The sequence below is a fragment of the Streptomyces sp. NPDC007872 genome, assembly GCF_042868165.1.
Classification (GTDB): domain Bacteria; phylum Actinomycetota; class Actinomycetes; order Streptomycetales; family Streptomycetaceae; genus Streptomyces.
Genome location: NZ_JBIAEA010000001.1, coordinates 196,662 through 214,438, shown reverse-complemented (window position 1 = coordinate 214,438; position 17,777 = coordinate 196,662). Strand labels below are relative to the sequence as shown.

Below are 17,777 nucleotides of genomic sequence, written 5' to 3'. Positions count from 1 at the left end.
GCTGTGTCTCCTTGCCCCACCCCACCCCCCCCGCCGCGCCCCCCTCCGCGGCCCCCCCCCCCCGGGCCCCCCGGGGGGGGCCCGGGGGCGGGGGGGGGGGCCCCGGCGGGGGGCGGCCCCACCCCTCTCGTCCCGTTCCCGTCCCGTCCTCCGCCGTGTCCGGCGGGACGGACGCCCCTCACCGGTCCACCGTCACCGCCGCGTGGATGGTCTTGCCGTCCGGCCGGGCGTCCACGGTGACCTCCCGGCACAACCGCAGCACGATCGGCCAGCCGAAGCCGCCGGGGCGCAGCTCGTCGTGGAGCTCGTGGCGCGGCGCCTCCCCGCTGGCGTCCGCCACGGACACGGTCACGCGGTCGGGGCCGACGGCGATGCCGAAGTCGGTGACCCCGCCGCCGTGCCGGTGCGCGTTCGTGACCAGCTCCGACGTGACGAGCAGCAGGTCGTCGACCTGGCCCGGCGGCAGCGGACCGAGGGCCGCGAGCGTGTGGCAGACCAACTCCCGCGCCTGCGCGGGCGTACCGACCGGCGACGGCCCGTACGATCCGGCGCCGGGGCGGCCCGTCGGGGCCGCCGGCGTACGGGACCGGGTGTCGCTCCGAATGTTCATCACATGGTCCCTTTCTTACCGATTCCTCAACAGGTGACGGAATTCGCCTGCCCGTTCGCACAGAAGTGATGCACGCCACTCCGACCGGAGCGGAAGTCGCGTTTCGGGGAGTGCGCCCGGGAAGTGGGGGTACGAGAACCGGAACTGCTGAACGGACCGTGAGAAAGAGGAGGTTGTCGCGTGCGGACCGAGACGGCCGAAGTGATGGCGACGTACGTGACGAGCGGTACGTGCGAGGACCTGCCCGTCCTGGAGGCCCCCCACGAGGTGGCACCCCAGGACGCCCGCACCCTGACGAAGGTGTTCCTCCGCGAACTGGCGGAACGGGAGGAGGGCACCGAGGCGTACCAGTACGTCCGGAACACCCTGATCGAGATCAACATGTCGCTCGTGCGGTACGCCGCGGGGCGGTTCCGCGCGCGGGCCGACGAGATGGAGGACATCGTCCAGGTCGGCATGATCGGCCTGATCAAGGCGATCGACCGCTTCGACCTCTCGCGCGAGGTGGAGTTCGCGACCTTCGCCGTGCCGTACATCGTGGGCGAGATCAAGCGCTTCTTCCGGGACACCACCTGGGCGGTGCACGTGCCCCGCCGGCTCCAGGAGGCGCGCGTCGAGCTGGCGAAGGCGACCGACGAGCTGAGCTCGCGGCTCGGCCGGGCCCCCCGGGTCGCGGAGCTGGCGATGCTGATGGGACTTCCCGAGGAGGAGGTGGTCGAGGCCCAGATCGCCTCGAACGGATACAACTCGACCTCGCTGGACGCCGCGATCAGCGGCGGCGACGAGGAGGACGAGGCGGCCCTGGCCGACTTCATCGGCGAGGAGGACCCGGCCCTCGCGCTCTTCGAGGACTTCCACACCCTCGCCCCGCTCGTGGTGGCCCTCGACGAACGCGACCGGCTGCTGCTCCACCTCCGCTTCGTCGAGGAGCTGACGCAGGCGCAGATCGGCGAGCGGCTCGGCGTCTCCCAGATGCATGTCTCGCGGCTCCTGGCCCGCAGCCTCAACCGCCTGCGCGAGGGCATGTTCGAACAGCCGCGCGCCACTCGCTGAGCGCCCGGCGCCCACCGACGACAGGGCTCCCGCTCCGATTCCTCCGGAGCGGGAGCCCTGTTCCGTACGCGGGCGTCCGGCGGCTACGGACGCGCGGCGATGAAGGAGGGGCGCCGGACCGGGGCCGCGAAGGGCGCCTCCGGCAGGTTCTCCACGCTGTTGAAGACCAGGAACACGTTGCTCCGGGGGTACGGGGTGATGTTGTCGCCCGACCCGTGCAGGGCGTTGCAGTCGAACCAGGTGGCCGAGCCGGCGGCGCCCGTGAAGTGCCGGATGCCGCACGCCTCGGCGAAGGTGGTGAGCGCCTCGTTCGAGGGTGTCCCCGCGTCCTGCATCTGGAGCGACCTCTTGTAGTTGTCCCGGGGGGTCTCCCCGGCACAGCCCAGGAAGGTGCGGTGCGAACCGGGCATGATCATCAGGCTGCCGTTGGTGGTGAAGTTCGGCGTGAGCGCGATCGACACCGAGACCGTCCGCATCTGCGGCAGACCGTCCTCGGCGTGCCAGGTCTCGAAGTCGGAGTGCCAGTAGAAGCCGCTGGCGCCGAAGCCCGGCTTCACGTTGACCCGCGACTGGTGCACGTAGACGTCCGAGCCGAGGATCTGGCGGGCGCGGCCGACGACCCGCGGGTCCTCGGCGAGCCGGCCGAAGACCTCGCTGATCCGGTGCACCTCGAAGACGGAGCGGATCTCCTGGGAGCGGGGCTCGACGACCGCCCGCTCGTCGGCCCGGACGGCGGGGTCGGTGACGAGCCGGTCCAGCTCCGCCCGGAGCTCGCCGACCTCGTCCGGGGTGACGAGCTCGTCCACCGTGACGAACCCGTCGCGGTCGTAGTCCTCCAGCTCGCGCGCCCAGAAGGGGCCGGGTGTGCCGGGCTCGGACCACACGACGGGGTCCTTGCGGCCGATCAGCTCCTCCCCGGGGCCGCGGGTGGGGTAGAGGTCGACGGGGCGGGTGGGTGCGGAGGCCATGGGGCGGTGTGCCTTCCTTTCGTGCGTCTGGTGCGTCTGGTGCGTCTGGCGCGGGGGAGTGCGCCGGGTCAGGCGGCGTCGTCCGCGGCGTCGGCGTCGGTCGGCTCGGACTCGGGCTCGGTGAGCAGGGGGTAGACGCCGTTCTCGTCATGGTCCTCGCGCCCCGTCACGGGCGGGTTGAAGACGCACAGGCAGCGGAAGTCCCGCTTGACCTTGAGGGTGTGGCGCTCGTGCCCGTCGAGCAGGTACATCGTCCCGGGCACGATCGTGTGGGTGAGGCCCGTCTCGTGGTCGGTGAGCTCGGCTTCGCCCTCCGTGCAGACGACGGCCTCGACGTGGTGCGCGTACCACATGGACGTCTCGGTCCCGGCGTACAGCACCGTCTCGTGGAGGGAGAAGCCGACCCGCTCGCGGGCCAGGACGATGCGCTTGCTCTCCCAGGTGCCCGAGGCGGCCTTCACGTGCCGCTCGGTGTTCTCCAGCTCGTCGAAGGAACGGACGATCACGGGGATCTCCTTTCGCGGATGTCGCGGATGTCGCGGATGTCGCGTGTTTCGCGGTGTGGGGTGCAGGGCGGTCTCAGGCGGTGTGGCGGACGGAGCGGGCCAGGATGCCGAGGCCCTCGTCGAGTTCGTCGTCCGTCGCGGTCAGCGGCGGGAGCAGCTTGACCACCTCGCCGTGCGGTCCGGACGTCTCCAGGAGCAGGCCGGTCTCGAAGGCGCGCCGGCACACGGCGTCGGCACGCTCCCCGTCGGCGAACTCCAGGCCCCACACGAGGCCGCGTCCGCGCACCGCGACGCCCGACCGCTCGTCGTCCCCGCACAGGTCGAGCAGGGCGCGCTCCACCCGGTCGGCCCGGTGCAGGGTGCGCTCGCGCAGGGCGCCGTCGCGCCAGTACGCGTCGAGGGCGGCGGTGGCGGTGACGAAGGCCGGGTTGTTGCCGCGGAAGGTGCCGTTGTGCTCGCCCGGCTCCCACACGTCGAGCTCCGGGCGGAACAGGCAGAGGGCCATGGGCAGGCCGTAGCCGCTGATGGACTTGGACAGGGTGACGATGTCGGGCGTGATGCCCGCCTCCTCGAAGGAGAAGAAGTCACCGGTGCGCCCGCAGCCCATCTGGACGTCGTCCACGATCAGGAGCATGTCGTGGCGGCGGCAGAGGTCCGCGAGGGCGCGCAGCCACTCGGCGCGGGCCACGTTGATCCCGCCCTCGCCCTGAACGGTCTCGACGATGACGGCCGCCGGGTGGTCGAGGCCGGAGCCCGGGTCCTCCAGGAGCCGTTCGAACCACAGGAAGTCGGGGACCTGCCCGTCGAAGTAGTGGTCGAAGGGCATCCGGGTGGCGTGGGGGAGCGTCACGCCCGCCCCGGCCCGCTTGGCGGAGTTGCCGGTGACGGCGAGCGAGCCGAGCGACATGCCGTGGAAGGCGTTGGTGAAGGAGACGACGGTCTCCCGGCCGGTGACCTTGCGGGCGAGCTTCAGGGCCGCCTCCACCGCGTTGGTGCCGGTGGGGCCGGGGAACATCACCTTGTAGGGCAGGGCGCGGGGCTCCAGGACCGTCGAGCGGAAGGTCTCCAGGAAGTCGCGTTTGGCGGTCGTCGACATGTCGAGGCCGTGGGTGATGCCGTCGTCGGCGAGGTAGTCGAGGAGGGCGCGCTTGAGGACCGGGTTGTTGTGCCCGTAGTTCAGCGAGCCGGCTCCGGCGAAGAAGTCGAGGTACGGCCGCCCCTGCTCGTCGTACAGCCTGCTGCCGGAGGCGCGCTCGAAGACGACGGGCCAGGCGCGGCAGTAGCTGCGGACCTCCGATTCGACGGTCTCGAAGACGGAGGAGGGGGCGAGGTCGGTCAGGGTCACGGAGTCTCTTCTCCAAAGGGGGTGCGGGTGCGGGCGGGAAGGGCTGCCTGGCGGCTCAGGGGGCCGCGGAGCCCAGGGGGCCGATGCGGTAGAGCACCTCGGCCTCGTGTCCCGCCGTGGGGAAGGAGGCGGCCGGGAAGAGGATCTCGCGCGTCACCTCGGCGCCGTGACGGCGCGCGTAGGACCGGAACATCCGGTCGGACGCCAGGTTTCCCGGCGTGACGGTCGCCTCCACGCGATCGAGTCCGTGCCCGGCCGCCACGCGGGCGGACAGGGCGTCGAGCAGGGCCCCGGCTACCCCGCTTCCGCGGTGCGAATCCTCCACGGCGACCTGCCAGACGAAGAGCGTGCCCGGCGCTTCGGGCCGCAGGTATCCGGTGACGAAGCCCACCGGGCGTCCGGAGGCGTCACGGGCGACGGCGGTCGTGTCGGCGAAGTCGCGGCACCACAGCAGGTAGCTGTACGGGGAGTTGAGGTCCAGCTCTCCCGAGCCGCGGGCGATCCGCCAGAGGTGGGCGCCGTCCTCGATCCCGGCCGGACCGATGGAGAGGCCTTCGTTTCCGCACGTCGTAGGGGCGATGGTCTGAGCAGTGGTCATGGGCGCCGAAGGTACCCAGCGGATCCGAGAACTTCCTGGGGCTGGGGTGTTGTTCGAGCAAGGAGTACGTGATAGGTGCACTTACCGGGCTCGTGAGGTGAATCCCACCTTCCCCCTACGGCGAATCGACTCGAAGGCCGACAAACTGACCGTTTATAACGGATGGATAACGGCTCTGATGTTTGAGATTCACTCCCTCAAAGAGCGTGAGACGATTCCGAGTTTCGCGTTTGAAGCCGTGAAGAGCGGTGATGTGTAGGGGTCACCCCGTGCCGCGCCGTCCTCGTGACGCGGCACGGGTGATCCGGTCGGCCTACCAGATCGCCTCGACCCACTCCGGGTGGTCGACGAACGGGTTCCGGTTGCCCTGGTAGGTGCCGAAGATGAGGTCGTTGCGGCGCTTCTCGAAGGCGCTCGGCGGATCCAGCTCGTTCCACTGCTTCAGGACCGAGAGCCGGCCGTGGTACGGGACGCTGCCGTTGGACGTCGACTCGTTGGGCTCCAGGTCCGCCCAGGCGTCGCCGCCCTCGTAGCGGACGGCCATGTAGAGGAGCATCCGCGCCACGTCGCCCTTGTCCGCGTCGCGCGGCTCGAAGGAGTTGCTGTCCGTGTAGCTGCCGGGCGCGCCGCTGACCGGGCTGCCGCCGTTGTCGAAGTCCTTGTTGCCGCGGATGCCGTTGACCTGGACGTCCGCCGCCCGCAGGTGGTGCAGGTCGGTGCCGGGCCCGGCCGAGGTGCCGAAGTTGCCGTGGGACTGGGCCCAGGTGTGCTCGCGGTTCCAGTCGCCCACGTCGCCCCCGTTGAGGGACTTGCTCCGCGAGACGCCGCTGTAGAGCAGGACCACGTTGTTGGGGTTGTTCGGGTCCTGGTCGGTGGTCTTCAGCGCGTTCCAGACCGCGTCGTACGAGATCTTGCTCTGGCTGCTGATGATGGTGTGCAGCGAGGACTTGAGGGCCGGACCGGTCTTGCCGACCGCGTCCTTGTAGTACGTGCTGTCGTACGGGGAGGCCGTGGCGCTCGCGGGGGTCGCGGCGACCGCGGGGAGGGTGAGGGTGACGAGGGCGGCCGCTATGGAAGCCGCCCAGACCTTCCGACGGCGGGGCTGTGCAACGGACATGGGGGGTGCCCTTTCCCGGTGGGTCACGCGGCGGAGCGCGGCGCCCGGCTCAAGGACGCCGCGCTCTACGCGTGTTGACTTCTTGTCAGCCGGGAGCGTGGCACGGGGGAGTGGCCCACCGTGTAACCGGGAGGAGGCGTTTCCGTGACGTTCTCGCATACGCGGGCACCGAAGGGTCCCGGAGGCCGTCCGGAGCGCACCGGGAGCCTGTCCGGAGCCCCCGCCCAGGGCCCCCGTCTGGAGCGTGCCCGGGGTCCCGTCCCGAGCGTCGTCAGGCGCCCCGGACGTCCACCGGCATCCCCTTCGGCTCCTTGATCCGCTTCATGATGATCTGGGAGTTGACCTCGGTGACCCCGGTCAGCGTCGTCAGCCGCTCGATCCACAGCCGTTCGTACGCCGCCAGGTCCGCCACCGCGATCCGCAGCAGACAGCCGGGACTCCCGAAGAGCCGGTACGCCTCGATCACGTCCGGCACGTCCCGGAGCGCCTCCTCGAAGGCCTCCACCGTCTCCCGGTCCCGCCGCACCTCCACCGAGACGAGCACTTCGAAGCCCCGCCCCACCGCCTCCGGATCGATGATCGCCCGGTAGCCCCGGATCACCCCGTCCTGCTCCAACTGGCGCACCCGCCGCAGGCAGGGGGAGGGGCTGAGCCCCACCCGCTGGGCCAGCTCCTGGTTGCTCAGTCGGCCGTCGTCCTGGAGCTCGCGCAAGATGTGGAGATCGATTCGGTCCATGGCGCAACATCCTGCCACGATGAAACATTTCAGCGGCTCATTCGGCAATCGCATTGCGCACTGTTTGTCCTATCCTTGCGGACTCGGAGGCCTCCGGAGGAGCCTCCCGCGAGCCCTTCACCACGGGGGCGGAGCCCCTTTCGGTACGGAGTCGAGGACAGCAGCCATGAAGCGGACGCACGACGGGGAAGCGCGCAGGATCGTCGTCATCAGCACCGGCGGCACGATCGCCAGCCGCTGGCAGGGCACCGGCTACGCGGCCGACGCCTCCGGCAGCGACGTCCTGGCCACCGCCCCCCTCCCCGAGGACGTCACCGTCGAGGTCGTCGACCTCTTCAACGTCAACAGCTCGCGCATGACCGCGGCCCACCAGCTCGCCCTCCTGCGCACCGTCCACGAGACGCTCGCCGACCCCGGCGTCGACGGCATCGTGATCACCCACGGCACCGACACCCTGGAGGAGACGGCCTTCCTCCTGGACCTCCACCACACCGATGCCCGCCCGGTCGTCCTCACCGGCGCCCAGCGCCCCTTCGGCACCGGCGACGGCGACGGCCCCGGCAACCTCTACGACGCGCTCCAGGTCGCCTCCACCGTCCGCGACCTCGGCGTCCTCGTCGTCTTCGACGGACGCGTCCACGCGGCGCGCGGCACCGTGAAGTACCGCACCCTGGCCGCCGACGCCTTCTCCGACCCGACGGCCGAGCGCCTCGGCCGCGTCGGCTTCTCCCGCGTCGACGTCGAGCGACGGCCCGAGCGCCCGGCCCCGCTGCCCCTCCCCGCCGCCGCGCGCACGGCGGAGTCCGGCGCCGCCCCGCTGCCCCGCGTCGACATCGTGACCCACCACTCCGACGGCGACCCGTTCCTCCTGAACGCGGCCGTCGGCGCCGGCGCCCGGGGCATCGTCCTCGTCGCCACCGGCGCGGGCAACGCCACCCCGGAGATCGTCGCCGCCGTCGCGGACGCGGTGGCCCGGGGCGTCCTCGTCGCCGTCACCACCCGCGTCCCCTCGGGGCCGCTCGCCGAGATCTACACCGGCGGCGGCGCGGTCGACCTCGTCGCCGCCGGGGCCCTGCTCACCGGCACCCTCCGGGCCGCCCAGGCCCGGATCGCCGTCCTCGCCGCGCTCCTCGCCGAGGAGGGCGGCGCGGGCGACCCCGCCCGCGCCACCGCGCTCCTGCGCCGGCTCCTCGACGGCCCGGTCCGCGCGGAACCGGCCCTCGCCACCGGCGGCTCCCGCTCGGCCCCGGCCGTCCCCGCCCGCGCCTGACCGGCGGGGCACCCCCAGGACCCCGGCTCGCGGACGGCGCCCCCCAGCCCGTCCGCGAGCCGGAATCAACCCGCCGCGCGCGTCACGCCAGCCGCAGGGTCACGAACGGAACCGTGTCCCCCGGCAGGACGTACCGCTCCACCTCCACGAAGCCCCGCGCGAGCGCGAACCGCAGCCCCTCCTCGTTGGAGACCAGGACCACCGTCTCCACGCCCCCGTCGCCCAGCGTCCGCGCGTGCGCGAGACCCCGCTCGTACAGCGCCGTCCCGAAGCCCCGGCCCCGGAACCCGGGCAGCGTCCGGGCGATGACGGTTGCCGCCGCCGTCTCCCCGTCCGGCGGACGCACCGTCGAGCAGCCCACCGCCACGTCCCCGAGGTAGGCCACGTCCAGCAGGTTGCGGCCCGCGCGCTCCCGCACCTCGTCGAGCGAGAGGACGGCCGTGGGAACGACCGTGTTGTGGACGGCGCGCCAGTCCGCGAGCCCCGCCCCGCTCCGGGCCCGCTCGATGTGAAGATCGTTCATCCGGGCAGCCAACCGCCTCCCGTCCGGTCGGTCAACCGCTTTCGCGGCCCCGGGAGGGCGCGTCCGTACGGGTGAGGGCACGGGACCGACGGCAGCCCCGCCCGCCGAACGGGTACGGATCGCTGCACTGTCCCTCCGGTCAGATCGCCGCTCCGCCCCCCGGTCAGGAGGAATGCCGTCCCATGCCCGTCCGCAAGGGCGCCCCCGCGCTGCTGAGCGCCGGCACACTGTGTGCCGCCCTGCTGCTCAGCGCCTGCGGGAGTCCCGCCGCCCCGCCCGCCCCCGTCCCCACTCCGACCACCCCGGCCACCACGCCCGCGCCCGCCGACGGCGCCCACCCCGGCCCGCCGGGCAGGGCCGCCGGCAGCCCCGCCGCCGCCCCGCTCCCCGAGACGCCGCTCCCCGGCGTCGGCCCCGTCACCCGCGCCTCCGTCCCGGACGGCACCTCCCAGGCCCTCGTGGTCACCGGCACGTCCCCCGACTCCAGCACCTCCACCGCGACGCTCTACGCCCGCGACCCGGCCACCGGCTGGAAGGCCCAGGCCGGCCCCTGGCCCACCCACAACGCGCTCCGGGGCTGGACCGCCGACCACACCGCGGGCGACCTGCGCACCCCCATCGGGGTCTTCCGGCTCGGCGACGCGGGCGGCCGGCTGCCCGACCCCGGCGCCCTCCTGCCGTACGACCAGGACGAGCAGTTCGCGATCAGCGGCACCGGCTTCGTGGGCGAGCCCCTCGAAGGCTCCTTCGACCACGTCATCGCCATCGACTACAACCGGGTGCCCGGCCGCAGCCCCCTCGACAAGGAGCGCCCCCTCGGCGCCGAGAAGGGCGGCGGCGTCTGGATCCACGTCGACCACGGCGGCCCCACCCAGGCCTGCGTGACCCTGGAGCGCGAGGACCTGCGCGAACTGCTCCGCGCCCTCGACCCGGCCCGCGAACCCGTCGTGGTCATGGGCCCCGCCACCGAACTGGCCCGCTGACACCGCCCGTCCGCCACGCACGCCGAGGGGCGCCCGGCAGAGAGCCGGGCGCCCCTCGGGGTCCGTCGGGGGTCCCTCCCGTCCCCCGGTCAGCTCCCGCCGGACGCGATCGCCCCGTGGAACGACGCCGTGTGGCTGCGGACCTGATCCGGCGACAGGTACGCGTCGGTGTACTCGAAGTCCTTCAGCGTCCCCGCCTTCGAGGCCAGGAACCCGGTCCGCACGTAGTCGTCCCCGGCCAGGGCGTTGAGCACCCAGTTCGTCATCACCCGGGTCTTGGCCACGTTGGTCCGCAGCGCGCCCCAGTGGTAGGCGCGGGCCACGGCCTGCGCCGGCATCCCGTGCAGCTCGACGCCGAGCGGCTTCGACACGCCGTCCATCCCGCCGAGGTCCACCACCAGCCCCAGGTCCTTGTGCCGGTACGGGTGGAGCGGCTCGCCGCGCAGGGTCGAGACCAGGTTGTCGGCGACCGCCTTGCCCTGCCGCATCGCGTGCTGGGCCGTCGGCGGGCAGATCGCCCCCTCCTCGCCCTTGGCGAGGTCGGGCACCGCCGCCGCGTCCCCGAGCGCCCACACCCCGTCGAGCCCCGGCACCGCCATCTCGGGCGAGACCACGGCCCGGCCCTTGAGGGTCTCCGTGCCGAGCGTGCCGATCAGGGGGCTCGCCGCCACCCCGGCCGTCCAGATGAGGGTCCGGCTCGGCAGCACCCGCCCGTCCGTGAGCGTCACCGTCTTCTCGTCCACCGAGGCCACCGAGACGCCGAGCGACACCTCGATGCCGCGCCGGGTCAGGATGTCCGTCGCGGCCTTGCCCAGCTTCTCGCCCAGCTCGGGCATGAGCCTCGGCGCGATGTCCACCAGGTGCCACTTGATGAGGTCGGGGTCGAGCCGGGGATACCGCTTGACCGCGTTGTGGGTGAGCAGTTGGAGGCAGGCCGCCGTCTCCGTCCCGGCGTAGCCTCCGCCGACGACCACGAACTGCAGCCGCGCGGCCCGCTCCGCCTCGTCGTTGCTGGCGTCTGCCAGGTCCAGTTGCGCGATGACGTGGTCGCGGACGTACACGGCCTCTGCGAGCGTCTTCATCCCGCGCGCGTGCTCGGTGAGCCCCGGGATGTCGAAGGTCCGGGTCACGCTGCCGGGCGCGAGCACGAGGTGGTCGTACGGCTCGTTCACGTACTCCCCGGAGATCGTCCGCACCACGCAGACCTTCGCGGCCGTGTCGATGCCGACCACCCCGCCGGGGACGATCCGGGTCCGGTGCCGTTCGCTGCGCCGCAGCGACAGGGCGACCGACTGCGGGGTCAGCACCCCCGCCGCCACCTGGGGGAGCAGCGGCAGATAGAGCTGGTAGGAGAACGGCGAAAGGAGCGTGATGACCGCCTCCCGCTCCGCCAGCCGCCGTTCGAGCCGCCGTACGCAGGCCACTCCGGCGAAGCCGGCGCCCACCACGAGAATCCTCGGTCGCGTCACGCTGTCCGCCCTTCCGTATGAGCGTGCATGGAGCCACGGGTTGTGGCTGAGTATGACCATGTGGCAATTTTTCGCTGACTATCCGTGGTTTACCCTTTTTATCGTCATTGCTGCAGGATCGCTCTTCGGCATGGTCCGCTTCGGCCCCGTGCGGCTCGGCGCCGCCGGCGTCCTCTTCGCCGGACTGCTGCTCGGCGCGCTCGACCCGGACATCGGTCCGGCCGTCCCCGCGGGCCTCTCCGTCCTCGGCCTCGCCCTGTACGTGTACACGGTCGGCCTGGAGGCGGGGCCCGCCTTCTTCCGCGAACTCCGCCCGCAACTGGCCGTGATGACCGGAGCCGTCGTCGCCCTCGTCCTCACCGCCCTCGCCGTCGGCTTCCTCGGCAGCACCGTCTTCGGCATCGACGGCCCCTATCTGGCGGGCGGCTACGCGGGCATCGGCACGACCACTCCGGGTCTCGCCGCCGCCCAGGCCTCCTCTCCCGATCCGGCCCAGCCCGCCACCGGTTACGCCATCGGCTACCCCCTCGCGGTCGTTCTCACCATCCTTTTCGTGGCCGGCATCGCCGCCGTGCGGAACTGGCCCTCCCGCCGCGACCCCGGCAGCGGCCTCCCCGCGGAGCTGATCACCCGTACCGTCGACGTCACCCGGCCGGTCCGCTGGGCCGACGTCCCCGGCGCCGCCGACGGCCGGCTCCTCGCCAGCGCCGACCGCCCGGCGGGCGGCGCCCCCCGGGTCGCCCGCGCGCTCGACGCCCTGGCCCCGGGCGACCAGGTCGTCCTCGTCGGTGGCCCCGAGGCCGTCGCCGCCGGCGTCGAGGCCCTCGGCACCCTGGCCCCCGCCCACCTCCTCGACCGGCGCGACGTCGTCGACTACCGGCGCGTCCTGCTCACCAACCCCGACCTCGCCGGCCGCACCGTCGCCGAACTGGGCCTGGGCGACCGCTACGGGGCCAAGGCCACCCGTGTCCGCCGCGGCGACCAGGACCTCCTGGCCCACGACGACCTGCTGCTCCAGCTCGACGACCGGGTCCGCGTCGTCATGCCCCGCGAACGCACCGCCGAGGTCACCGCCTTCCTCGGCGACACCGAGGCCAGGGTCAGCGAGGTCAGCGCCGTCAGCATGGGCCTCGGCCTCGCCGCCGGCTTCCTCGTCGGCATCCCGAAGCTCACCGTCGGCTCCACGGTCCTCTCCCTCGGCACCGCCGCCGGGCCCCTCGTCATGGCGATGGTCCTCGGCCGCCTCCGCCGCACCGGCCCCCTGGTGTGGGTGCTCCCGACCCGGGCCAACCTCACGCTCCGCCAGATCGGCCTGCTGCTCTTCCTCGCCTGCGTCGGCCTCACCTCGGGCTACGCCTTCCGCCGGGAGGCCTTCTCCCTCTTCGGCCTGAAGCTCCTCGCCGTGCTCCTCGTCGGCGCCCTGCTCAGCTACGCCCTGATGGTCCTCGTCGCCCGGCTCCTCGGCCAGAGCCGGCCCCGCACCATGGGGCTCCTCGCCGGCTACGTGGGCAACCCGGCCATCACCGCGTACGCCAACAGCCGCGTCTCCGACGGCCGGGTCAACACCGGCTACGCGACCCTCTTCGCCCTCGCGATCATCGTCAAGATCATCTGCATCCAGTTGATCGTCGGCCTCTGAGCCCCGCGCCCCGCGCCGGCCCTCCGCCCGGGCCCGCCCCCGTACGGTCCGCCGGGCGGCCCCCGTCCCGCGGCGGGACGGACGACACCGGGGGCAGCCGAACGGACGATCCCGTTCCGCCCGGGGAGGGGCGCTCCGGGGGTTACGGTGGCGCGATGACCGATCTCTGGCAGGAAGCCGCCCCGGGGGTCCTGCGGCTGCCCTCCGGGCGCCTGGTGCGCGGCCGGGGCCTGCGCCGCCCGCTGCCCGAGGGTCCCGCCCCGGCGTACGCCGTCCACCTCCTCGGCCGGACGCCCCCCGAGGTGCCCTGGGAGTCCGTCTGGCTGCGCTGGCCGGACTTCCGGCTCCCCGCCGACCGGGACGCGGCCCGTACCGTTCTCGCCGAGGCCTGGGAACGCGCCGCCGGGGAACGCGTCGAGGTCGCCTGCGGCGGCGGCCGGGGCCGCACCGGCACGGCCCTGGCCGTCCTCGCCGTCCTGGACGGGGTCCCGGCCGGGGAGGCGGTCGCGTACGTGCGCCGCCACTACGACCGGCACGCCGTGGAGACCCCCTGGCAGCGCCGCTACGTGCGCCGGTTCACGGTGTGAGAAGGGTGAGGAGGGGGCCGGTCCGGCTTCACGCCGTGACGCCCCCGAGGAAGGACAGCGCCCGCTCGGCGCACAGCGCCGCCGCGTCCGGCACGTAGGACGGCGTGCCGCGCTCCGTGAACAGGTGCGCGCCGCCCGGGTACAGGAAGAGCTCCCGGTCCGCCGCGCCCGCCACCAGCTCGCGCGCCGCCGCCAGGTCCCCCTCGCCGGCGAAGTACGGGTCGTCCTCCATCCCGTGCACCTGCACGGGCACGCCCTCCGGCCAGACCGTGCCGAACACGTCCGCCGGCACGCAGGCACCGATCAGCAGGGCGCCGCGCGCCCCGGGGCGGGTCTGCGCCAGCCTCTGCGCGGGCAGCACGCCGAGCGAGAGCCCGGCGTACACGAGGTCCTCCGGCAGCCCCTCGGCCGCCCGGCCGCCGCGCTCCACGAGCGTGTCGAAGCCGATCTCCTGCGCGTGTCCGGCTCCGGCCCCGAGATCGTCGAACACGCGCCCCTCGTACAGGTCGGGCAGGTGCACCGTGTGCCCGGCGCGCCGCAGTCCGTCGGCGAACGCCCGCACGCCCTCCGTCAGCCCGAGCGCGTGGTGGAAGAGCAGAACCCCGGCCATGTCGTCATCTCCTGGTCGCCGTGCGCGGCCCGCCCCCTCGCGGCGCGAGCCGTCCCGGGAGGCAGCATGGCGCACGGCACTGACAACGCCCCGGCCCGATGCGGGGGATCGTTACCGCTGCGGCCGGTGCGCGACGACGGCACCCGCGGCCTGGCCCACGACGCCCAGGGCACCCGTGACGCCCATCGCACCGCCCGGACCACCCTGGCCCATCGGACCGCCCTGGCCCATCGGACCCCCGGCGCCCATCGGGCCACCAGGACCCATCGGGCCGCCCTGGCCCATCGGACCACCCTGCCCCATCGGGGCCCCGGCGTGCTGCGCGCCCGCGTGGGCGACGCCGCCCTGCGGCGCGGGAACGCCCTGCGGCGGAACCTGGATGACCCGGCTCAGGTCCCGCAGGACCTCCTCCGCGGTCTGGCGGACGTCACCGGGAACATCCCCCCGTTCCCGTATGAGCTCGGCGTAGATCGGTGCCGTGCCGTCCGCGTGGTTCATGGGGCTCGCTTCCTTCGTCTGCGCCGGCGTCCGTCACCGACAGGGCGACGGCGAGTCTACGGGGCACCACCGACACGGCCGGGCCCGGGAGCCCGGTCGTCACCCCGACGGGCCCCTCCCGATCCGATAATCACTGTTCTTCCCGTCCCTTCCGCCCGAGAATGGATCATCGAACACCACGGGAGGGGACCCCATGAGCCAGGACACCCTGACTCTGCACGACCTGATGCCGTCCGACGAGCTCGCCGCCGCCCTCGCCGACGGGCACGTGACGCGGAAGCCGCACCCCGAGCTGCCGCTGTCGATCTACACGTACACGCGCGCGTGCCAGTACGCCCAGCACTGGAACCGGGCCACCCTCCGCTGCCGCGGCCTCGTCGCCGACGACAGCACCGGGCGGATCGTCGGACTGCCCCTCCCCAAGTTCTTCAACCTCGCCGAGCACGCCACCGGCAGCCCCTACGCACCGCCGCTGCCCGACGAGCCCTTCGAGGTGTACGACAAGGTCGACGGCAGCCTCGCCGTGGTCTTCCACTACGCCGGCCGCTGGCACGCCGCCTCCAAGGGCTCCTTCACCAGCTCCCAGGCCGTCTGGGCGCAGCGCCGCCTCGACGCCGCCGACACCACGGGCCTGACGCCCGGCACCACCTACCTCGCCGAGATGCTCTACCCGGCCAACCGGATCGTCGTGAACTACGGCGAGCGCCGCGACCTCGTCCTGCTCGCCGCCCTCGGCCCGGACGGCACCGAGGTGCCCCTCGCCGAGGCCGCCGCCTCCTGGGCGCCCCTCGGCAGCGTCGTCCGCACCTGGTCCGTCGCCACCCTCGACGAACTCGTCGCCCTCACCGAGTCCAACACCCTCCCGGGCGGGCACCCGGCCACCGGCACCGACGCCGAGGGCTTCGTGCTCCGCTTCGCCTCCGGCCTGCGCGCCAAGGCCAAGCTGAGCGAGTACGTCCGCCTCCACAAGGTGCTCACCGGCGTCACCGAGCGGGACATCTGGCGCGGACACGGCGTCCAGCGCTTCGCCGCCCTGCCCGCCGGCCAGGTCGCCAAGGGCCTCGGCTGCTCCGTCGCCGACGTCGAGGCCTCCGGCGGCAAGCCCCTCGACGCCCTCCTGGAGCAGGTTCCCGACGAGTTCGACCAGTGGGTGCGCGGAGTGGTCGCCGGCCTGGAGACGGCCGCCGCCGACCGCGAGCGTGCCGTCGACGAGGCGTACGCCCGCCTGGCCCACCTCACGGGCGACCGGGCCGCCTTCGCCCGCGCCGCCGCCGCCCTGCCCGACAAGGGCCTGCGCGCCGCCCTCTTCCAGCGCCTCGACGGGCGCCCGACCGACCTCCTCGTCTGGCGGCAGATCCGCCCCGAGGCCACCGACCCCTTCGCCCACGACCAGGAGAACTGACCGTGCCCGTCGTCCACGTCATGACCGGACTTCCCGCCTCGGGGAAGACGACGGCCGCCCGCGCCCTCCAGGCCGACGCCGAGGGGCGCGTGCGCCGCGTCAACCTCGACGACCTGCGCACCATGCTCGACCTGCCCGACCCGGAGCGCGGCCGCTCGCACACCCACGAGCAGACCGTCCTCGCCGTCCAGGACGCCGCCGTCCGCGCGGCCGTCGACGGCGGCTTCGACGTCGTCGTCGACAACACCCACCTCACCCCGCACATCCCCAAGCGGCTCAAGGCCGCCGTCGCGGGCCTGGACGTCACCTTCGCCGTCCACGACTTCACCGGCGTCCCCGTCGACGAGTGCGTCCGCCGCGACGCCGCCCGCGAGCGGCCCGTCGGCGAGGAGATCATCCGGATCCTCGCCGACAAGCACGCCAAGGCCACCCGGGGCGGCTGGCGCCTGACCGCCGACTGGCTGAACGACCGGCCCGCCACCGAGCCCTACGTCGCGGACCCGGCCCTTCCCACCGCCGTCATGTGCGACATCGACGGCACCCTCGCCCTGCGCGTCGACCGCGGCCCGTACGACTTCACCCGCTGCGACCGCGACGCCCTCAACCTCTCCGTCCGCGACGCCCTGCGGGCCTTCCGGAGCGCCGAGCGCGACCGGATCGTCCTCCTGTCCGGCCGCAGCGAGGACCACCGGGCCCTCACCGAGGAGTGGCTCGCCCGGCACGAGGTGCCCTACGACGAACTGTGGATGCGGGCCTCCGGCGACGGCCGGGGCGACGACCTCGTCAAGGCGGAGCTCTTCGACGCCCACGTCCGCCACCGCTACGCCGTCCGCGTCTCCCTCGACGACCGCGACCGCGTCGTGGCCCTCTGGCGCCGCATGGGCCTCCCCACCTGGCAGGTCAACTACGGCGCCTTCTGACCGGCGGCCCGGGGGCGGCACCGACCGCCCCCGGCGCCGTGTCAGGATCGTGGGATGGTGGAAAAGATCATCGCGGCGTGCGACGGCGCGTCGAAGGGAAACCCCGGCCCCGCGGCCTGGGCGTGGGTCATCGGCCGGGCCGACGGTTCGGTCGACCGCTGGGAGGCGGGCCCGCTCGGCCGGGCGACCAACAACGTGGCCGAACTCACGGCCCTGGAAAGGCTCCTGGAGGTCCTCGACCCCGACGTGCCCGTCGAGGTCCGCATGGACTCGCAGTACGCCATGAAGGCGGTCACGACCTGGCTGCCCGGCTGGCGCCGCAAGGGCTGGAAGACCGCCTCCGGCAGCCCCGTCGCCAACAAGGACCTGGTGGTCCGCATCGACGCGCTGCTCACCGGCCGCGACGTCGACTTCGTCTACACCCCCGCGCACCAGGTCGACGGCGACCCCCTCAACGACGCCGCCGACCGCGCGGCCAGCCACAGCGCCCGCACCCAGGAGGCCGCGGGCTCCGACTCCGGATCCCCGCTGCCCCCGCCGGAGGCGCCCGCACGGGCCTCCGCGCCCCGCTCGCGCTCCTCCGCGCCCTCCGGCTCCCGGACCGCGTCCGGCAGCGCCTCCTCCGCCCGCCGGACACGCCCGTCCGGCGGCACGCTCAAGGCGAGATTCGCGGGCCGCTGCCGCTGCGGCAAGTCCTACGACAAGGGCGAGACCATCAGCAAGAACCCCGACGGCTGGGGCCATCCCACCTGCGTCTGAACGGCCGGGCCGTCCGACTGGCGGGCGGCCCCGTCCGTTGCTTGAGACCGCCGCGTCCGGGGCGCGCGAGAGGCTTCACCCACCCGTGTACGCGGGTTCGTCCGGGGTTCTGTTCTCCGAGCGGCCGGGGCTGCATACTGTCCTCCTCGCACCGGTGACGGACCGCTCTCACCTGCTCATTCGT

19 protein-coding genes are annotated in these 17,777 nt (G+C 73.5%); 8 read left to right on the top strand and 11 right to left on the bottom strand.

Annotated elements, in window-relative coordinates; genetic code table 11:
- Positions 1 to 178: 178 nt before the first annotated feature.
- Positions 179 to 610 (bottom strand): ATP-binding protein, encoded by a 432-nt coding sequence (locus ACFYNX_RS00915; protein WP_388656192.1) that lies wholly within the window; start codon positions 608 to 610, stop codon positions 179 to 181.
- Positions 611 to 814: 204 nt separating this feature from the next.
- Between ACFYNX_RS00915 and ACFYNX_RS00910 the strand changes: the two genes are divergently transcribed.
- On the top strand, positions 815 to 1,663 hold the full coding sequence (locus tag ACFYNX_RS00910; RefSeq protein WP_125668177.1) for an RNA polymerase sigma factor SigF: 849 nt from the start codon (positions 815 to 817) through the stop codon (positions 1,661 to 1,663).
- 83 nt (positions 1,664 to 1,746) lie between these two features.
- Here ACFYNX_RS00910 and thpD read toward each other — a convergent pair whose 3' ends face one another.
- From thpD to ACFYNX_RS00880, 6 genes are all read right to left on the bottom strand, one after another.
- Positions 1,747 to 2,631, bottom strand: coding sequence for an ectoine hydroxylase (gene thpD, locus ACFYNX_RS00905; protein WP_365545486.1), 885 nt, complete (start codon positions 2,629 to 2,631; stop codon positions 1,747 to 1,749).
- A 68-nt stretch (positions 2,632 to 2,699) separates the two neighbouring features.
- Positions 2,700 to 3,137 (bottom strand): ectoine synthase, encoded by a 438-nt coding sequence (locus ACFYNX_RS00900; RefSeq protein ID WP_365545489.1) that lies wholly within the window; start codon positions 3,135 to 3,137, stop codon positions 2,700 to 2,702.
- Positions 3,138 to 3,210: 73 nt separating this feature from the next.
- Positions 3,211 to 4,476, bottom strand: a complete 1,266-nt coding sequence (gene ectB, locus ACFYNX_RS00895) for a diaminobutyrate--2-oxoglutarate transaminase (RefSeq protein WP_388657787.1) — start codon at positions 4,474 to 4,476, stop codon at positions 3,211 to 3,213.
- Between the two features lie 61 nt (positions 4,477 to 4,537).
- The gene (gene ectA, locus ACFYNX_RS00890; protein ID WP_365545495.1) at positions 4,538 to 5,080 is read right to left on the bottom strand and encodes a diaminobutyrate acetyltransferase; all 543 of its coding nucleotides are present in this window, start codon (positions 5,078 to 5,080) and stop codon (positions 4,538 to 4,540) included.
- Positions 5,081 to 5,393: 313 nt separating this feature from the next.
- Positions 5,394 to 6,197 carry an endonuclease I family protein gene (locus tag ACFYNX_RS00885; protein ID WP_388656188.1) on the bottom strand — a complete coding sequence of 268 codons (804 nt, stop codon included), beginning with the start codon at positions 6,195 to 6,197 and terminating at the stop codon, positions 5,394 to 5,396.
- Positions 6,198 to 6,468: 271 nt separating this feature from the next.
- Complete coding sequence (locus ACFYNX_RS00880; protein ID WP_365545501.1) at positions 6,469 to 6,933, bottom strand: Lrp/AsnC family transcriptional regulator; 465 nt, start codon at positions 6,931 to 6,933, stop codon at positions 6,469 to 6,471.
- A 166-nt stretch (positions 6,934 to 7,099) separates the two neighbouring features.
- Between ACFYNX_RS00880 and ACFYNX_RS00875 the strand changes: the two genes are divergently transcribed.
- Complete coding sequence (locus tag ACFYNX_RS00875) at positions 7,100 to 8,203, top strand: asparaginase (RefSeq protein WP_388656185.1); 1,104 nt, start codon at positions 7,100 to 7,102, stop codon at positions 8,201 to 8,203.
- Between the two features lie 82 nt (positions 8,204 to 8,285).
- On the opposite strand, the gene ACFYNX_RS00870 is transcribed toward ACFYNX_RS00875, so the two are convergent.
- Positions 8,286 to 8,726, bottom strand: coding sequence for a GNAT family N-acetyltransferase (locus ACFYNX_RS00870; protein WP_388656183.1), 441 nt, complete (start codon positions 8,724 to 8,726; stop codon positions 8,286 to 8,288).
- Positions 8,727 to 8,908: 182 nt separating this feature from the next.
- On the opposite strand from ACFYNX_RS00870, the gene ACFYNX_RS00865 reads away from it, so the two are divergent.
- Positions 8,909 to 9,709 carry a hypothetical protein gene (locus ACFYNX_RS00865; RefSeq protein ID WP_365545510.1) on the top strand — a complete coding sequence of 267 codons (801 nt, stop codon included), beginning with the start codon at positions 8,909 to 8,911 and terminating at the stop codon, positions 9,707 to 9,709.
- Between the two features lie 89 nt (positions 9,710 to 9,798).
- Here ACFYNX_RS00865 and ACFYNX_RS00860 read toward each other — a convergent pair whose 3' ends face one another.
- A complete protein-coding gene (locus tag ACFYNX_RS00860; protein WP_388656180.1) occupies positions 9,799 to 11,178 on the bottom strand; it encodes an NAD(P)/FAD-dependent oxidoreductase in 1,380 nt (459 codons plus the stop codon).
- Between the two features lie 52 nt (positions 11,179 to 11,230).
- On the opposite strand from ACFYNX_RS00860, the gene ACFYNX_RS00855 reads away from it, so the two are divergent.
- Together ACFYNX_RS00855 and ACFYNX_RS00850 are read left to right on the top strand one after the other, a co-directional pair.
- Positions 11,231 to 12,817 (top strand): aspartate:alanine exchanger family transporter, encoded by a 1,587-nt coding sequence (locus ACFYNX_RS00855; RefSeq protein ID WP_388656177.1) that lies wholly within the window; start codon positions 11,231 to 11,233, stop codon positions 12,815 to 12,817.
- Positions 12,818 to 12,972: 155 nt separating this feature from the next.
- Positions 12,973 to 13,404: a protein phosphatase gene (locus ACFYNX_RS00850; RefSeq protein ID WP_388656174.1), complete on the top strand. Its 432-nt coding sequence runs from the start codon at positions 12,973 to 12,975 to the stop codon at positions 13,402 to 13,404.
- A gap of 28 nt (positions 13,405 to 13,432) precedes the next feature.
- Here the strand turns inward: ACFYNX_RS00850 and ACFYNX_RS00845 are convergent, their stop codons facing one another.
- Entirely contained in the window at positions 13,433 to 14,014 is a 582-nt protein-coding gene (locus tag ACFYNX_RS00845; RefSeq protein ID WP_388656171.1) for a dienelactone hydrolase family protein, read from the bottom strand.
- 111 nt (positions 14,015 to 14,125) lie between these two features.
- Positions 14,126 to 14,512, bottom strand: coding sequence for a hypothetical protein (locus tag ACFYNX_RS00840; protein WP_388656168.1), 387 nt, complete (start codon positions 14,510 to 14,512; stop codon positions 14,126 to 14,128).
- A 193-nt stretch (positions 14,513 to 14,705) separates the two neighbouring features.
- Here ACFYNX_RS00840 and ACFYNX_RS00835 point away from each other — a divergent pair, with 193 nt between their 5' ends.
- Genes ACFYNX_RS00835 through ACFYNX_RS00825 form a run of 3 tightly spaced genes read left to right on the top strand, consistent with a single transcriptional unit; the run spans position 14,706 to position 17,593 of the window.
- Positions 14,706 to 15,914 carry an RNA ligase gene (locus tag ACFYNX_RS00835; protein WP_388656165.1) on the top strand — a complete coding sequence of 403 codons (1,209 nt, stop codon included), beginning with the start codon at positions 14,706 to 14,708 and terminating at the stop codon, positions 15,912 to 15,914.
- 2 nt (positions 15,915 to 15,916) lie between these two features.
- A complete protein-coding gene (locus ACFYNX_RS00830) occupies positions 15,917 to 16,834 on the top strand; it encodes an AAA family ATPase (protein ID WP_388656162.1) in 918 nt (305 codons plus the stop codon).
- Between the two features lie 54 nt (positions 16,835 to 16,888).
- On the top strand, positions 16,889 to 17,593 hold the full coding sequence (locus ACFYNX_RS00825) for an RNase H family protein (protein WP_388656160.1): 705 nt from the start codon (positions 16,889 to 16,891) through the stop codon (positions 17,591 to 17,593).
- The last annotated feature ends 184 nt before the right edge of the window (positions 17,594 to 17,777 follow it).

What these genes read in the sequence shown, in the direction of transcription:
- ACFYNX_RS00915 (WP_388656192.1), bottom strand. Translation starts at nt 610, where the DNA reads ATGAACATTCGGAGCGACACCCGGTCCCGTACGCCGGCGGCCCCGACG.
- ACFYNX_RS00910 (WP_125668177.1), top strand. Translation starts at nt 815, where the DNA reads ATGGCGACGTACGTGACGAGCGGTACGTGCGAGGACCTGCCCGTCCTG.
- thpD (WP_365545486.1), bottom strand. Translation starts at nt 2,631, where the DNA reads ATGGCCTCCGCACCCACCCGCCCCGTCGACCTCTACCCCACCCGCGGC.
- ectA (WP_365545495.1), bottom strand. Translation starts at nt 5,080, where the DNA reads ATGACCACTGCTCAGACCATCGCCCCTACGACGTGCGGAAACGAAGGC.
- ACFYNX_RS00885 (WP_388656188.1), bottom strand. Translation starts at nt 6,197, where the DNA reads ATGTCCGTTGCACAGCCCCGCCGTCGGAAGGTCTGGGCGGCTTCCATA.
- ACFYNX_RS00880 (WP_365545501.1), bottom strand. Translation starts at nt 6,933, where the DNA reads ATGGACCGAATCGATCTCCACATCTTGCGCGAGCTCCAGGACGACGGC.
- ACFYNX_RS00875 (WP_388656185.1), top strand. Translation starts at nt 7,100, where the DNA reads ATGAAGCGGACGCACGACGGGGAAGCGCGCAGGATCGTCGTCATCAGC.
- ACFYNX_RS00870 (WP_388656183.1), bottom strand. Translation starts at nt 8,726, where the DNA reads ATGAACGATCTTCACATCGAGCGGGCCCGGAGCGGGGCGGGGCTCGCG.
- ACFYNX_RS00865 (WP_365545510.1), top strand. Translation starts at nt 8,909, where the DNA reads ATGCCCGTCCGCAAGGGCGCCCCCGCGCTGCTGAGCGCCGGCACACTG.
- ACFYNX_RS00855 (WP_388656177.1), top strand. Translation starts at nt 11,231, where the DNA reads ATGACCATGTGGCAATTTTTCGCTGACTATCCGTGGTTTACCCTTTTT.
- ACFYNX_RS00850 (WP_388656174.1), top strand. Translation starts at nt 12,973, where the DNA reads ATGACCGATCTCTGGCAGGAAGCCGCCCCGGGGGTCCTGCGGCTGCCC.
- ACFYNX_RS00845 (WP_388656171.1), bottom strand. Translation starts at nt 14,014, where the DNA reads ATGGCCGGGGTTCTGCTCTTCCACCACGCGCTCGGGCTGACGGAGGGC.
- ACFYNX_RS00840 (WP_388656168.1), bottom strand. Translation starts at nt 14,512, where the DNA reads ATGAACCACGCGGACGGCACGGCACCGATCTACGCCGAGCTCATACGG.
- ACFYNX_RS00835 (WP_388656165.1), top strand. Translation starts at nt 14,706, where the DNA reads ATGAGCCAGGACACCCTGACTCTGCACGACCTGATGCCGTCCGACGAG.
- ACFYNX_RS00825 (WP_388656160.1), top strand. Translation starts at nt 16,889, where the DNA reads ATGGTGGAAAAGATCATCGCGGCGTGCGACGGCGCGTCGAAGGGAAAC.